The following is a 14,357-nucleotide window of genomic DNA, read 5'->3' on the forward strand; positions in this document are numbered from 1 at the left end:
ACATAAATTAGGCGGCAGTGTCGGGAACTTGCGCCGTGACGAGGAACAGCGCGGCAGGACGGCACGTTAGCGGCTGTCCAGGCCGGGCGCGCCAAGGGGCGGTCAAGGTGTCCGGTGCACGCGGGCGCGGCCGGTGCCGTGGCGCCGCCGATGCCCGCGACGGCGATCCTCCCCGCGCCGCCGGTTGCAGGGCGATGCCTGCCCGGCTGTCGCCCCGCTCAGGGGGCGACGCGGGTTCCGTCGGTGGCCGGCATGCGGTCGGGCGCGTGGACCGCGGTCTGCAGCTTGACCTTGAACGGCGCGATGCAGCCGCCCGCGGACAGGCAGAGGGCGAGGGCGAGGAGGCTACGGCTCAGGCGGCGCATGGGCAGTTTCCGGTCGGGATGCGTGGGTGGAGGACGGCCATTGCGCGCATTGCTCGGCATCCACCCTGGCCTCGGCGACCAGGCGCACCTGCGCCGGGCGATGGACGGTGGGGACGTTGGGCCCGCGCTGGTTGTGGCGGATGCCGATGCGCTGCGGGCGATAGCCCGGGCGGCAGACCCACACGAGCGTGGCGGCGACGCCATAGTCGGCACCGGGTGCGGTCAGCGTGCGTTCGCTGCGTCCGGGGACATCGATGCGCCCGTCGGCATCGCTGATGGCCAGCGGCAATGCCGACGGTGCCTGGTTGACCCGCAGCGGGGCGGCATACATGCCAACACCGGAAAGGGGCCGCCCGTCGGCGTCGTCGACGAGGGTCGTCGCCAGGCCATCGTGCACGACCTGGGAGAGCACCACGCAGCCGCCGGAGAGCAGTGCCAGGGCCCCGGCCAGGGAGCAGCGCAGGGCGGACAGGTGTGGATGCATAGGCATGGCGAGATCGATGGAGAGGCGAGCGGCGACCGGGGACATCCAGGGCGCTGCCGGCGGCCCCTGCGCCATGATAGACCCCGTCTGCCGCTGCGCAGCCGTCGCCTGCAGGCGGGGATCGCCCATCGAAAGCACCGTGTGCTGGCAGGGCGCTGGAGGCGCCGCGGTGGGGAAGGGACTTGGCACGGCCCGCCATCGCCGGCCGGGGCAGGGCTGCTGCCGGGCCCGGTTTCTTGACAGGGCGGCGGCCGGCCACCGACGCTAATGCCATGAGCATCGACCTGACGTCCCTGTCCCTGCGTGAACTGAACACCCTGATCCGTGCCGCCCAGCAGCGGCACACGCTGCTGACCCGCCGCACGCCCGTCGCGCAGGTGCGGCGGGCGCTGGCCGCGCAGGCGCAGCGCGCCGGCTATACGCTCGCCGAACTCTTCGGCGCGGACGCGGAGCCGTCCACCGCGCCACCGAAAGCGCGCGCCAAGCACCCCCGTTCCAAGGTGGCGCCCAAGTACCGCGATCCCGACAACCGCCGCAATACCTGGAGCGGCCGTGGCCGGATGCCGCGCTGGCTGGCGGCGAAGACGAAGCACGGCCGCAGTGCGGCGGACTTCCTGATACCGGGGGTGGCCAGGCTGACGCCCAAGGCACCGGTGCCGGACGGCCGGCGCAGGCTGGTCAAGCAGGGCTGAGCCCGGGGGCTGCAGGGCACGGGGTCATCCGGAGCGATGCGGTTCGCCCGGGCCCCCGCGGTGGAACGCTGGCGGCAATCCGCGCGGCGGCCCGCCATCGGGCGAGCAGCCGGCTGTCCTGCAGGCCCCTGAAGACGTCCAGTGGCGGGGCCGTGCCGGTACCGGGACAGCCGCAGGAGCCAGGGTCGCGTGCAGCCGGCGCCGATGCCGGGCGGTCACCGCCATGCGATCCACGGGCATGGCGCGGCCGCCAGGTCCGTCGGCAAGGCCATCAGGCAGGCGATTCCGCGACAACAGGAGGAGCAGTGCCGGCGCCTCGGCTGGAAGGCCGTCCGTGCACCAGTGCCCAGGCCCGCAGCGACGCCCGTCCGATGCCGGGTCCCATACCGCCGGAAAGCCACCGTGGGCGCGGCAATGCGGAGCGGCCAGCGGAAGCACCGGCCACGGCCATGGCCGGGATGGCGGCGCCATCCGCGAGGCTCACTGCTGTTGCGTCAGGTACTCGATCACCGCCTGCCGGCGCGCCGGGTCGGAGGTCGTGTTGAGCATGCGGTTGCCGGGTACCTGCTTCTGCGGCGACGCCAGGAAGGCGTCCAGCGTCTGTGCGTCCCAGACGATGCCGCTGCGCTTCATCGCGTCCGAGTACGGATAGCCGGGAGCGCTGCCAGCGGGTCGTCCGACCACGCCATGCAGGTTCGGCCCGACGCGGTGGCCGAGATCGGCGCGGGTGTCGTGGCAGCCGGCACAGATGGCGAAGGCGCGTTCCAGCGCGCGCTGCTCCGGGCTGGCGTCGCCGGCGTGGTTGAACGCGTCGCGCTGGCCGCACGCGCTCAGCAGCAGCGCCGCGGACACCGCCAGCAGCGCACCGCGCCGGCCTACCGTCGGCGCCGGGGAAGGGGTCGGCGCGGGCATCGGGATCATCCTGCCGGCCTACATCGCCGGGTAGTTGGGGCCGCCGCCGCCCTGCGGAGTGACCCAGACGATGTTCTGGGTCGGGTCCTTGATGTCGCAGGTCTTGCAGTGCACGCAGTTCTGGGCGTTGATCTGCAGGCGGCTGTCCGCGCCCTCGCCGACGAACTCGTAGACCCCGGCCGGGCAGTAGCGTGCCTCCGGCCCGGCGTATTCGGCAAGGTTGACCTCCACCGGGATGGACGGGTCCTTCAGCGTCAGGTGGCTGGGCTGGTCCTCCTCGTGGTTGGTCGAGGACAGGAACACCGAGCTCAGGCGGTCGAAGGTCAGCACGTTGTCCGGCTTCGGGTACACGATCTTCGGCTGGGTGGCGGCCGGCTCCAGGCACTCGTGGTCGGCCTTGGCGCGGTGCAGGGTCCACGGCGCGTTGCGCAGGCCCAGCTTGGGCAGCAGCCACTGTTCGATGCCGGTCATCAGCGTGGCCAGGGTGCGGCCCTTCTTGAACCACTGCTTGAAGTTCTTGGAGTGCATCAGCTCGGCCTTGAGCCAGCTGTCCTCGAATGCCTCCGGGTAGGCGCTCAGCTCATCGCGCGCGCGGCCGGCGACCAGCGCATCGAACGCGGCATCGGCGGCCAGCATGCCGGTCTTGATCGCGGCGTGGCTGCCCTTGATGCGGCTGACGTTGAGGTAGCCGGCCTCGCAGCCGACCAGCGCGCCACCCGGGAACACCGTCTTCGGCAGCGACAGGATGCCCCCGGCGGTGATCGCGCGCGCGCCGTAGGCCACGCGTTTGCCGCCTTCCAGGTGCTTGCGGATCGCCGGGTGGGTCTTGAAGCGCTGGAATTCCTCGAACGGGCTCAGCCAGGGGTTCTTGTAGTCCAGGCCGACCACGTAGCCGATCGAGACCTTGCCGCCCTCGGCGTGGTAGAGGAACGCGCCGCCATAGGTGTCGTCGTCCAGCGGCCAGCCGGCGGCGTGCACAACCAGCCCCGGCTCGTGCTTGGCCGGATCGATCTGCCACAGCTCCTTGATGCCGATGCCGTAACTCTGCGGGTCCTTGCCGGCATCGAGCTCGAAGCGGCGGATCAGCTGGCGGCCCAGGTGGCCGCGCGAGCCTTCGGCGAAGACCGTGTACTTGGCGTGCAGCTCCATGCCGCGCTCGAAGTTCGGGCCCGGGGTGCCGTCCTTGTGGATGCCCATGTCGCCGGTGGCCACGCCCATCACCGCGCCAGTGTCGTCGTACAGCACTTCGGCGGCGGCGAAGCCCGGGAAGATCGCCACTTCCAGCGCTTCGGCCTGCTGCGCCAGCCAGCGCGTCACCTCGCCCAAGCTGACGATGTAGTTGCCGTGGTTTTGGAAGCACTCCGGCAGCAGCCAGTTCGGGGTGGTCCTGGCGCCGGTCTCGTCCAGGAACAGGAACTCGTCGCGGGTCACCGCCTGCTTCAGCGGCGCGCCTTTCGCCTGCCAGTCCGGGAACAGTTCGCCCAGCGCGCGCGGGTCCATGACCGCGCCGGAAAGGATGTGCGCGCCCGGCTCGGACCCCTTCTCCAGCACGCATACCGACAGCTCCTGCCCCTGCTCGACCGCCCGCTGGCGCAGGCGGATCGCCGTGGCCAGGCCGGCCGGGCCGGCGCCGACGATGACGACGTCGAATTCCATCGCTTCGCGCGGGGGAAGGACGGAAATGGCTTCTGTATTCATCAGGGGACTCTTGGCTGGGGCCGGCGATGGCGTGGCGATGGTCTAGCTGGAGCGCCATTTTCGCCGACCCGGCGGCGTTCTTCCAATCCGCGGTCCCGCAGGGATGGGAACGGTGCGCGCATTGCCGTGCCACGGCTGCCGCGGGCCTGCGCCGTAGGGCGCAGGCTGCGGCGTGCTCCGGACTTCAGCTGTGGTCGATCACCCGGGTGATGCGGCCGTCGCCAAAGGAAAACACGGATTGTCCGGCCAGGGCGATGAGGGTGCCCGCGCGGGTATCACCGACGTCCACGGCCAGCCGGCCCCGGTAGGCGATGTCCGCCACGAGCGTGTCCTCCACGGCCTGGAGGGACACGACGGTCTGTTCGCGCTCGGAGAACAGGCCGCAGGCCTTCTCGGCCAGGGCCCGGAACGCGTCCTTGCCGTCGGCCTGGGCGGTGACCTGCCCGGCGGAGAGGTTCTGGAACGCCACGTCCGCGGACAGCGTCGCGAGCATGCCTTCGATATCGAACGTGTTGTAAGCGGCGATATAGCGTTTGACGAGTTGTTGCTTCTCCAGGGTGTCCATGCGCAGCTCCTGTCCGGCGGGCATGTGGATGCGGGGGCGTCCTTGCAAGCGAATCTACCGGTGGCCCGGCCGGGACGGCAACCGGCCCGCCGAGCTTCGCGCCGTCGCGGCCGCCCGTGCGCAAGCGGGGCGGGGCGATTTCCCCGACGAGCCTGGCACGGGTGGGTGCAGGACCAGGCGGGAACGGCCCGCGGACGGTCACGTGTTCCGGGCTGCCGGATGATGCACCCTCGCGGCGAGGCGGGTGGGTCACCGGGGCGGAGAGGCCGCCCCGGCGGCGTGTGCCTGGGGAGGCGGAAGGCTGTGCGCACGGCAATGCCTGCCGTTGCCGTGTACCTGCCGCCGGGAAGCCTCCACATGCACGGCGGTCGGGCGGCGGGCGGGATGGGGCGCCCCGGGGAAGCGGTGCCGGGACGGTGATGGAATGCGCAGGGCAGCGCGGCCCGCCGCCGCTGCCCGGGGCGGTCGGCACGCCCCGCTCATGCCGTCAGCCAGTGCGGGAGAGCGCGTCGTGGATGCTGTCCTTGAGCGCGTGGACGAAGCCCTCCACCTGTGCCGCCTGCGCCGCGAGAAGGTCGGGGCCCTGCCCCAGGTATGCCTGCCGCGCGGCCCGGGCCACCGGTCGGTGGTGCGCGGGCAGCCGGTCCAGGGCCCACAGCGCCGCGGCATCCTTGGGCACGATCTCCCCGGTCGCGGCGGTGTACCAGATGCGACACAGGGCGAGCACCACGTTGCGCTCGTCGCCGACCCAGTCGGCCGGCCCGGCCCACAGCCGCACCAGCTGCGCCAGCGCCGCGCGCACATCGGCAGCGGGAACCGCCGCCAGCACCCGGGCGGCGGCGGGGCCGTGCAGGGCGACACTGTGCCGGTGTACCTGGGTCAGCAGGATCGCCAGGTCGGGATCGACCATTGCCGGCTCGAACACGCCGGCGAGAATATCCGCCCGCAGCCATTCGCCGAACTGCAGCTCGCGGCGTGCGGGGTGCCGCCAGGGCACCACGGCGTCGCGTGCGACCACGGTCAGCTCCAGTGCGCGCTGTCGCGGATCCTTCCCGGGTGGGGCGGAAACCGTCAACAGTGCGCGCATCAGCGCCTGCCGTGTCGCCGCGTCCGGCGGCGTGTCGACGACCGTCAGCAGGTCGATGTCGCTGAGCGGCTTCAGGCCACCCTCCAGCGCGGACCCGTACAGGTACAGCCCCTGCAGCGCGGACCCGAGATGGCGCTCGATCACCGCCTGCGCCCGTGCCACCTGCCCGGCGATGGTGGCGGGAACCGGGCCGTTCATCCGGCGGGCCGCACGTTGCGGGGTGCCCCGCTCACGGGCCGGCCGGCGTCCTGCATCCGCACAGCCGGTCCAGGAACTTGCGCTTGAGCAGGAACACGGTCAGCGCGGCGGCGCCGTTCGCACCGAAGATGTCGACGAGGGCGGCAGCGATCTCCGCGTTCTCGACCATCGGATGGTCGCGCCGTTCGCACCACCTGAAGCGCGTGCAGATCAACGTGTGCAACCGGTTGTTGAATTCCTTTACCCGCCTCTCGACACCGAGGTTCAGGGCCGAGATGATCCTGCGGACCCTGTCAGGCCCATGCTGGAGGATGAAGGCCGGGGTGAGGACGTCGTCCCCATATTGTTCCACCAGCGCCTTCCGGGTCTCGGCAAACATGCCGTTTTCGGTGAGCACGATCTGCGCAAGACGCCAGGTCTCGAGCGGACAGAACGCGTCCAGCGGTTCGTACTGTGCTTGATGCTGACCAGCCATGCGACCTCCCTGTGCGGTTCGACGGTTTGCGGCCGCAAGGGCCCCGGGCCCTGCCCCGCATGCAGCGTGTGGCCCGCGGACTATAACGGAGAACAGCGGTGTGGACGGTGCCGCGCACCGTGCGCCCGCGGCAATGCGTGGCCTGGTCCGCCGGACATCGAACCATCGCCTGCGCAGTGGCCGCCGGCGGCTTGCCGGGGAGGCCTGCCGTGGCCGACGTGCACCGCACGGCAAGGGGTCTCAGCGGAACAGGGGGGCGAACCGGGTCCGGATGTCTGCGACGATCCGGGGGTTGTGCACCTGGTCGGCGATGTCCTTGAGCGCCTTCTCGAACTCGTTCCGGTTGCGTGGCCAGTCGGTGGCATAGAGCTTGAAGATGTGCTCCGGCCCCAGGTGGATCTGCGGGGTCGTTTCGTCGAAGGGCGGCAGGTGGCGCTCGACGAGCGCGCCGAACCCGGAGTTGGCGGCGGCCGGCACTTCGAACAGCATCAGCCAGGGGGCATGCCCGGCGGCGAGCAGGGCGCGCAGCGAGGCGCGGTTGACGATGTGGTCGGCATGCAGCCCGCTCGGCAGGCGCTGGTCGATCAGCCCGCCCGTCAGGTTCCTTTGCGCCAGCGCCGTCCGGTACTTTGCCGAGCTTGCCTTGACCCATACCGCATCGATCTTCAGTTCGCGCCGGTTGTTGAAGTACCCGTGGACGCGCACCGCGTCCTCACCGCTGTCGTCCAGCAGCGGGCTCACCGACAGGCCCGTGGTGTCGGCGATCACGCGCAGACTGTGGGCGGAGCGGTGCATCACCGGGAACGGAATGCCGGCGGAAATGAACGGCGTCAGGTCGAAGCGGGCGACCGCGATGCTGGTCGCCTGTTCGCTGGCGACGATCCCGAACGGCCGCAGGCGCGGAGTGTCCTTCAACGCTCCGTCCTGCCCGCGTCCAACGGCGTGGCGGATACCCCGCTCCGGCCCAGGTCGAGTACATACAGCGCCTGGTCCTGGTAGTGCGGACCGTGCCTGACCGCCCTGGGCTCGACGCCATACAGCTGGAAGCCGCTGGAGTCGTACAACCGGCGCGCCGGGTGGTTGTCGGCCAGCACCGACAGGATCAGCGATTCGATGCCGGCACCGCGCGCGCTGTCGATGAGCCGCTGCAGCAGCTGCCGTGCCACGCCCTGGCCGCGCTGGGCCCGACGCACATAGACGCTCCGTACCTCCGCCACATGCTGCCGGGCGTGGCGGGAGAAACGCACATAGCGCATGAAGCCGACCAGCCCGTGGTCGTTGAAGGCCCCCAGGTAGTGGATGGCCGGGTCCGCCAGCTCGGTTTCCAGTGCTGCCAGCGGTGTCGCCAGGGCTTCGGCGTGGCTGGACAGGAACGCCTCCGGCGACTCCTCCAGGGCCTGCAGCCGGCAGTGCCGCAGCGCGGCGGCATCGTGGGGGTCAAGTGCGCGGATGTGCATGCCCGGTCTCCTGGCGACTGCGTTGGTCGAGCGTCGGCGGGCGGCCGCTCGCGTGCCTGTTGCCGGACGCGTGTTGGCGGCGCGCCTGGCATGCGGCGGGGATACGGTCCGCCGCGCTGCCAGCGCGCGCTGCCGGCGGCCGGCGGTGGCGGTCCGTCACGGTCGGGCCGGTTGCAGTCCGCGCGTGGGCCGTCACCGGACCAGGCTCAGCGCGCCCAGGAGCGCGCCGAGCAGGCCCAGAGCCAGACTCAGGATCGCGAGCCGGTACGGCACACGGTATTCGATGTTCGGGTGTCGCCAGTGCGCCTTGAGTTCGCCCAGGCGGCTGGCCGGTCCGACGGTGAGGCTGCAGTCATGGAAGTGGGTGGCATCGCGTGGGCCTTCGATGCCGAGTTCGAGGCGGGAGTCGTAGTCGATCTCGATGGCGTTGGCCGGCAGCCCGGTGGATGCGCCGGCACTGGCACCGGCGCCACGGACACGGCGGTACAGGACCTTGCCATTGCCGGTGTTCTCGATACGGACCCAGCTGTGCCGCCCTCCCAGGCCCTTCAGGTGCGCATTGCGCAGGCGTACCACGGAAAAAGCCAGGTAGTCGGCATCCCGGGAGAAATCCCGGGCTTTGGTGATGGAGATGGGCATCATGGCATCCAGGCGCCGTGAGGGAACGGCTGCGGTCGGTGGCGGTTGGCATGGCCGGGGGCCGGCAGTTCGCGGGGACGTTCCGGCAGGCGTGGCAAGCGGCGCCGAGTGGCTGCCAGGGGGGACTGTTCGCGCAGCCGCGAGACGAGGCACGGTGGAGGAAGCGCGTGCGGCCATTCCCGCGGACCGGCCGCGGGGAGCACGGTGGTGATGCGGCCGGCGACGCCTGCAGTGACCGGCGTGGCACCGGCAACGGGCCACGCCGGCGCCAATGCGGCCGCGGTGGCTGCGAGCGCGCTGCGCCCACGCTTCCCGGTGCCGCGGTCCTGCGCCGCGGCCTGCGGGCCCATGCGGATCCCGTCGTGTATCGACATGCGTCCTGCCTCCCTGTCGAAGCTGCCCGGCCGGAAAATCGATCGCAGCCAGGGAGGGCCGGGCCCCGGCCGTGGCGGTGGCCCTCCTGGTGCGATTGTCGATGAAACCGCGGAGATTGGAAGGGCTGATCCCGGGCCCGGGCCACCGTGCAGGAGGATGCCCGGGCGTCGGCGGGCGGCCGCTCGCGTGCCTGTTGCCGGACGCGCGCTGGCCGGGCTCCCGGTGTCTGCGGCCGCCGCCGGAGGCCGTCCCTGCCCCCTATGCCCGGGCAGACTGGAGGACCGCCTTGGCGACACCGGGCCGGGCGGTCAGCGGCGGGACAGTGCCTTCGCCGCGGCACCGCCGGCCACCAGCACCAGGCCGGCGAGGATGCCGCCGGCCACATACTTGAAGGTGGTGTTGTTGGACGCGGCGATCTGGGTATGGGTCGCATCGTTCGAGCCGGCGATCCGCTCCACCGTCTGCAGGGCTTCCAGGCGCAGCTCGTCGGATGTCGCCTGCTCGACGATCTTCTCGATCACGCTGTAGGCCGAGGCGTGGCTGGATTTCAGCGACTCGATCAGCGCCACCTGCGACTCCTTGGCATCGCTGGAGACACCCCTGAGGGCCTCGTTGGCGCCAGGCAGCACCTTGGCCAGGGCCTTGACGCGCTTTTCGGTGATCTGCCCGCTTTTCAGCAACCCGATCAGCCGTGCTTTCTGCAGCGCGAACCCGGGATGGTGCTCATCCCGGATCGCGGCCAGCGAAATGCCGTTGTCATCGAGGAGCTGGGCGAGGGAGGTGTTCTGGTCCTGGGCGGTCATGGGGGGCCTGTGGAAGGAGCGGGGGCGGAGGTGGCGGTGGGAAGCGGCGGGCGGTGCAAGGTCGTTGCATGCCGGCGTCCCCGAAGCGCCCGTGCGCAGTCTTCCATAAAGCACCGCCACCGGGGAGCCTGCGCGGGGGACTTCCCGGTGCGGGCGAGTGTCCGGCCGGGTACTGGGGGCGGGCGTGCAGGGTCTGGCAGGGGCGTCGGATGGCCCCATGACCGACCAGCAGGTCACCGGAGCGGTCGACGAGCACCGCTCCCTCCTCGTACAGCGCCATCACGCCGTCCAGGCCGTCGCCGTTGAGGCCGTCGAGAAACAGCGGCCCGGTCTGTTCGGGACGGGGGCTTTCCGGTTCATGCCGGACCCGTATGGAAGAGGGGCACCGGATGGCACCGGAGAGCGTGCATGCGTCGGTCGTGCCGCATGACCGGGGCGGCGGGAGCGGTGGTGCGGTGCGCGCCTCGCTGCGTTCCCCGGTCGGGTCAGGGGACTGCCGCTGCCCCGCCACGAGCGCGGAATCGGCCGCCGCCACGGACGCATCGCAGCCCTTCGGTACCGCGACCTGCGCCGCCAGTTGCCGCAGGTCGCCGTTCTCCGGGGCTGCTGTGGCCACAGCGACGGAGGGGGCTCCGCCGGCCGGTACCGGCGCCTGCCGCGTGGCCGCCAGCAGCCGCACCGCCGGTCGTTGCCGTACAGGAGGCCGCCCGCCGTGGCGCGGCGCCGCAGCGGGTCGGGCAATGCCTGCCGGAGACGATACGGCGGGTGCGGTGCGCCTCAGCCGTCCAGCAGCGCCTTGTCCCGCACCGCGCCCTTGTCCGCGCTGGTGGCGAGCAGGGCGTAGGCCTTCAGTGCGGTGCTGACCTTGCGCGCGCGCGCTTCGGCCGGCTTCCAGCCCTTGCGGTCCTGGGCCTCGCGGCGGCGCGCCAGTTCGGCGTCGTCCACCAGCAGGTGGATGCCACGCTGCGGGATGTCGATGCGGATGCGGTCGCCGTCCTGGACCAGGCCGATGGTGCCGCCGGCCGCCGCCTCCGGTGAGCAATGGCCGATGCTCAGGCCCGAGGTGCCGCCGGAAAAACGGCCGTCGGTGAGCAGCGCGCAGGCCTTGCCCAGGCCTTTCGATTTCAGGTAGCTGGTCGGGTACAGCATTTCCTGCATGCCCGGGCCGCCCTTCGGGCCCTCGTAGCGGATCACCACCACGTCGCCGGCCTGCACGGCGTTGCCGAGGATGCCCTTCACCGCGGCGTCCTGGCTCTCGTAGACGCGGGCGTTGCCCTCGAACACATGGATGGACTCGTCCACGCCGGCGGTCTTGACCACGCAGCCGTCGGCGGCGAGGTTGCCGTACAGCACCGCCAGGCCGCCTTCGTGGGAGAAGGCGTGGGCGACGTCGCGGATGCAGCCGTCGGCGCGGTCCAGGTCCAGCGACGGCCAGCGCGTGCTCTGGCTGAAGGCCACCTGGGTGGGAATGCCCGCCGGGCCGGCCTTGTAGAACGTATGCACCGCGGCGTCCTGCACCTGGGACACGTCCCACTGCGCGATGGCCTCGCCCAGGCTGCGGCTGTGCACCGTCGGCACGTCGGTGTTGAGCAGGCCGCCGCGGGCCAGTTCGCCCAGGATCGCGATGATGCCGCCGGCGCGGTGCACGTCCTCGATGTGGTACTTCTGCGTGTTCGGCGCCACCTTGCACAGCTGCGGCACGTGCCGCGACAGGCGGTCGATGTCGCGCTGGTCGAAGGCCACCTCGCCCTCCTGCGCGGCGGCCAGCAGGTGCAGGATGGTGTTGGTGGAACCGCCCATGGCGATGTCCAGCGTCATCGCGTTCTCGAATGCCTCGAAGGTGGCGATGCCGCGCGGCAGCGCGGTCGGGTCCTCGCCGCCGTACCAGCGGTGGCACAGCTCCACGATCAGGCGCCCGGCGCGCTTGAACAGCGCCTCGCGGTCGCTGTGGGTGGCCAGCACGGTGCCGTTGCCCGGCAGCGACAGGCCCAGCGCCTCGGTCAGGCAGTTCATCGAGTTGGCGGTGAACATGCCCGAGCAGGAGCCGCAGGTGGGGCAGGCGCTGCGCTCGATCGCGGCCACCTGCTCGTCGCTGATGGCCTCGTTGCCGGCGGCGACCATCGCGTCGATCAGGTCGAGCTTGTTCTCGGCCAGCTTGGTCTTGCCCGCTTCCATCGGCCCGCCGGACACGAACACCACCGGGATGTTCAGCCGCAGCGCGGCCATCAGCATGCCGGGGGTGATCTTGTCGCAGTTGGAGATGCACACCAGCGCATCGGCGCAGTGCGCGTTGGCCATGTACTCCACCGAGTCGGCGATGATCTCGCGGCTCGGCAGCGAATACAGCATGCCGTCGTGGCCCATGGCGATGCCGTCGTCCACGGCGATGGTGTTGAACTCCTTGGCCACTCCGCCCACGGCCTCGATCTCGCGCGCCACGAGCTGCCCCATGTCCTTCAGGTGCACGTGCCCGGGCACGAACTGGGTGAAGGAGTTGGCCACGGCGACGATCGGCTTGTGGAAGTCGCCGTCGGTCATGCCGGTGGCGCGCCACAGGGCGCGGGCGCCGGCCATGTTGCGGCCGGCGGTGGAGGTTTTCGAGCGGTATTCGGGCATGGGAACGACGTGGAATAAGGAAAATACGGCAGTCCCGATTCTGCATGAAGAACGCGGTTGCTGTTGCAACCGTCACCGCCCCCGCCGGCCGGCCGCCGCGCCCGGGGCCGGCACCGGCACAGGTGCCACGGCGCGCCGGATCGGGCATCATTCGCCAACGACTTTACAGGGAGTTACCGACGATGAAGCGTTCCCGGACCACCGCGCTGCTGCTGATGAGCACCGCGCCGCTGCTGTTCACCGCCTGCCAGAAGGAACAGGCCGTGCAGGTGCAGGAAGGGCTGTACACCTCGGTGGAAGCCTGCAGCGAGGCCACCGGCGACCCGTCCAGCTGCCGCCAGGCGTTCGCCACCGCGCAGCAGCAGTCCGCCGACGTGGCGCCGCAGTACGCCAGCCGCGAGGCATGCGCCGCCGAGTACCCGGCCGACCAGTGCGTGCAGCAGCGCACCAGCACCGGGCATTCGTTCGTGGGCCCGATGATGATGGGCTTCTTCATGTCGCAGATGCTCAACAACGGCCGTGCCGCGGCGACCCCGGCGGCGCAGCCGGCGTTCCGCGACAAGGCCAACGGCTGGGCCAAGCCGGCCGCGGCCCCGGGCGGCAGCGGTGGCCTGAACACCGGCAGCCGCATCGGCGCCGGCAAGGCCGGGCTGGCCCCGGTGGCCGCCGAACCGAACCGTGCGGTCACCGCCAGCCGTGGCGGTTTCGGCGCGCGCAGCGGCGGCCGCAGCAGCTCCGGCGGTTGATGCGGTGAAGCGGGTTGCCATCGCCGAGCGCTCCAACTGGCGCGCTCGCGCCGCCGACTGCGGCTTCCGGTTCCACACCATCGACGGCGCGCCGTACTGGGACGAAACCGCGTACTACGCCTTCACCCTGCGCCAGATCGAGAACGACCTGGAAGACCCCAGCGCCGAGCTGCATGCGATGGCGATGGACCTGGTCGGCGAGGTGGTGGCCAGCGAGGAATGGATGGAACGGCTGGCGATCCCGGCAGCGTTCCGCGACTGGATCGCCGAGAGCTGGCGCCGCCGCGATCCGCACCTCTACGGGCGCCTGGATTTCGCCTACGACGGCAACGGTCCGGCGAAGCTGTACGAACTGAACTACGACACCCCGACCTCGCTGTACGAGGCGGCGTTCTTCCAGTGGCAGTGGCTGGAGGACCAGCGCAACCGCGGCGCCCTGCCGCAGCAGGCGGACCAGTTCAACTCCGTCCATGAGGCGCTGGTCGAGCGGTTCGCCGAACTGGCCGGGCTGCTGCCGCCGCCGCTGTACTTCAGTGCGGTGCGCGAGTCGGAGGAGGACCAGGGCACGGTCGCCTACCTGCGCGACTGCGCCGCCCAGGCCGGCCTGCCGGCCGCGGCGCTGGCCATCGAGGACATCGGCCTGTCGGCCGACGGCCGCTTCACCGATCTGGACGACACCGTGATCGGCAGCCTGTTCAAGCTGTACCCGCTGGAAGACCTGATGCGCGAGGAGTTCGGTGCGGCCCTGCCGCGCGCCGGCGTACAGCTGCTGGAGCCGGCATGGAAGGCGGTGCTGAGCAACAAGGGCATCCTGCCGCTGCTGTGGCAGCGCCATCGCGGCCATCCCAACCTGCTGGAGGCGCATTTCGACGATGGCAGCGCGTTGCCCGCCGGGTGGGTGCGCAAGCCGCTGCATTCGCGCGAAGGCGCCAACGTCGCCATGCACATGGCCGATGGCCGCTGGCAGGAGAGCGAGGGCCCGTATGCCGGCCCCTGCATCCGCCAGGCGTTCCATCCGCTGCCGGGATTCGACGGCAATTACCCGATGGTCGGCAGCTGGGTGGTGGGCGACCGTGCCTGCGGCATCGGCATGCGCGAGGACGACAGCCGCATCACCCGCGACAGCGCCCGCTTCCTGCCGCACGCCATCATCGACGACGCCCCCCAGGGCAGCACCCGCATCTACGTCTGATCGCGGATCGCCGGTAGAGCGGGGCCCGCGCCCACCTGGTAGAGCGGGGCCGT

The 14,357-nt window shown here is 71.2% G+C and carries 16 protein-coding genes; 4 read left to right on the forward strand and 12 right to left on the reverse strand.

The window, feature by feature from the left end:
- Window positions 1-218 precede the first annotated feature (218 nt).
- Window positions 219-365: a hypothetical protein gene (locus K5L01_RS14250; protein WP_250065272.1), complete on the reverse strand. Its 147-nt coding sequence runs from the start codon at window positions 363-365 to the stop codon at window positions 219-221.
- Window positions 346-855: a hypothetical protein gene (locus K5L01_RS14255; RefSeq protein WP_250065273.1), complete on the reverse strand. Its 510-nt coding sequence runs from the start codon at window positions 853-855 to the stop codon at window positions 346-348. The genes K5L01_RS14250 and K5L01_RS14255 overlap by 20 nt, the downstream gene beginning before the upstream one ends.
- A gap of 266 nt (window positions 856-1,121) precedes the next feature.
- Between K5L01_RS14255 and K5L01_RS14260 the strand changes: the two genes are divergently transcribed.
- A complete protein-coding gene (locus K5L01_RS14260; RefSeq protein ID WP_250065274.1) occupies window positions 1,122-1,541 on the forward strand; it encodes an H-NS histone family protein in 420 nt (139 codons plus the stop codon).
- A gap of 480 nt (window positions 1,542-2,021) precedes the next feature.
- Here the strand turns inward: K5L01_RS14260 and K5L01_RS14265 are convergent, their stop codons facing one another.
- The 9 genes from K5L01_RS14265 to K5L01_RS14305 all read right to left on the reverse strand — a co-directional run bounded on the left by K5L01_RS14265 (window position 2,022) and on the right by K5L01_RS14305 (window position 9,750).
- Window positions 2,022-2,453 carry a c-type cytochrome gene (locus K5L01_RS14265; RefSeq protein WP_250065275.1) on the reverse strand — a complete coding sequence of 144 codons (432 nt, stop codon included), beginning with the start codon at window positions 2,451-2,453 and terminating at the stop codon, window positions 2,022-2,024.
- An 18-nt stretch (window positions 2,454-2,471) separates the two neighbouring features.
- Window positions 2,472-4,151, reverse strand: coding sequence for an electron transfer flavoprotein-ubiquinone oxidoreductase (locus K5L01_RS14270; protein ID WP_250065276.1), 1,680 nt, complete (start codon window positions 4,149-4,151; stop codon window positions 2,472-2,474).
- Window positions 4,152-4,335: 184 nt separating this feature from the next.
- Window positions 4,336-4,716, reverse strand: a complete 381-nt coding sequence (locus K5L01_RS14275) for a nuclear transport factor 2 family protein (RefSeq protein ID WP_250065277.1) — start codon at window positions 4,714-4,716, stop codon at window positions 4,336-4,338.
- A 487-nt stretch (window positions 4,717-5,203) separates the two neighbouring features.
- The gene (locus K5L01_RS14280) at window positions 5,204-6,001 is read right to left on the reverse strand and encodes an aminoglycoside adenylyltransferase family protein (RefSeq protein ID WP_250065278.1); all 798 of its coding nucleotides are present in this window, start codon (window positions 5,999-6,001) and stop codon (window positions 5,204-5,206) included.
- A 31-nt stretch (window positions 6,002-6,032) separates the two neighbouring features.
- Window positions 6,033-6,476, reverse strand: a complete 444-nt coding sequence (locus K5L01_RS14285) for a hypothetical protein (protein WP_250065279.1) — start codon at window positions 6,474-6,476, stop codon at window positions 6,033-6,035.
- A gap of 240 nt (window positions 6,477-6,716) precedes the next feature.
- A complete protein-coding gene (locus K5L01_RS14290) occupies window positions 6,717-7,391 on the reverse strand; it encodes a hypothetical protein (RefSeq protein WP_250065280.1) in 675 nt (224 codons plus the stop codon).
- Complete coding sequence (locus tag K5L01_RS14295) at window positions 7,388-7,933, reverse strand: GNAT family N-acetyltransferase (protein ID WP_250065281.1); 546 nt, start codon at window positions 7,931-7,933, stop codon at window positions 7,388-7,390. The genes K5L01_RS14290 and K5L01_RS14295 overlap by 4 nt, the downstream gene beginning before the upstream one ends.
- 192 nt (window positions 7,934-8,125) lie before the next feature.
- On the reverse strand, window positions 8,126-8,572 hold the full coding sequence (locus K5L01_RS14300) for a hypothetical protein (RefSeq protein ID WP_250065282.1): 447 nt from the start codon (window positions 8,570-8,572) through the stop codon (window positions 8,126-8,128).
- Window positions 8,573-9,255: 683 nt separating this feature from the next.
- Window positions 9,256-9,750 carry a hypothetical protein gene (locus tag K5L01_RS14305; protein ID WP_250065283.1) on the reverse strand — a complete coding sequence of 165 codons (495 nt, stop codon included), beginning with the start codon at window positions 9,748-9,750 and terminating at the stop codon, window positions 9,256-9,258.
- A gap of 217 nt (window positions 9,751-9,967) precedes the next feature.
- Between K5L01_RS14305 and K5L01_RS14310 the strand changes: the two genes are divergently transcribed.
- Window positions 9,968-10,180 (forward strand): hypothetical protein, encoded by a 213-nt coding sequence (locus K5L01_RS14310; protein WP_250065284.1) that lies wholly within the window; start codon window positions 9,968-9,970, stop codon window positions 10,178-10,180.
- 347 nt (window positions 10,181-10,527) lie between these two features.
- On the opposite strand, the gene ilvD is transcribed toward K5L01_RS14310, so the two are convergent.
- Window positions 10,528-12,366, reverse strand: coding sequence for a dihydroxy-acid dehydratase (ilvD, locus tag K5L01_RS14315; protein WP_250065285.1), 1,839 nt, complete (start codon window positions 12,364-12,366; stop codon window positions 10,528-10,530).
- A gap of 182 nt (window positions 12,367-12,548) precedes the next feature.
- Between ilvD and K5L01_RS14320 the strand changes: the two genes are divergently transcribed.
- Both K5L01_RS14320 and K5L01_RS14325 read left to right on the forward strand, forming a co-directional pair.
- Window positions 12,549-13,112 (forward strand): DUF1190 domain-containing protein, encoded by a 564-nt coding sequence (locus K5L01_RS14320; protein ID WP_250065286.1) that lies wholly within the window; start codon window positions 12,549-12,551, stop codon window positions 13,110-13,112.
- 4 nt (window positions 13,113-13,116) lie between these two features.
- Window positions 13,117-14,304 (forward strand): glutathionylspermidine synthase family protein, encoded by a 1,188-nt coding sequence (locus tag K5L01_RS14325; RefSeq protein ID WP_250065287.1) that lies wholly within the window; start codon window positions 13,117-13,119, stop codon window positions 14,302-14,304.
- Window positions 14,305-14,357 lie beyond the last annotated feature (53 nt).

Origin of the sequence: Stenotrophomonas mori, from assembly GCF_023556335.1 — a bacterium.
Taxonomy (GTDB): Bacteria; Pseudomonadota; Gammaproteobacteria; order Xanthomonadales; family Xanthomonadaceae; genus Stenotrophomonas; species Stenotrophomonas mori.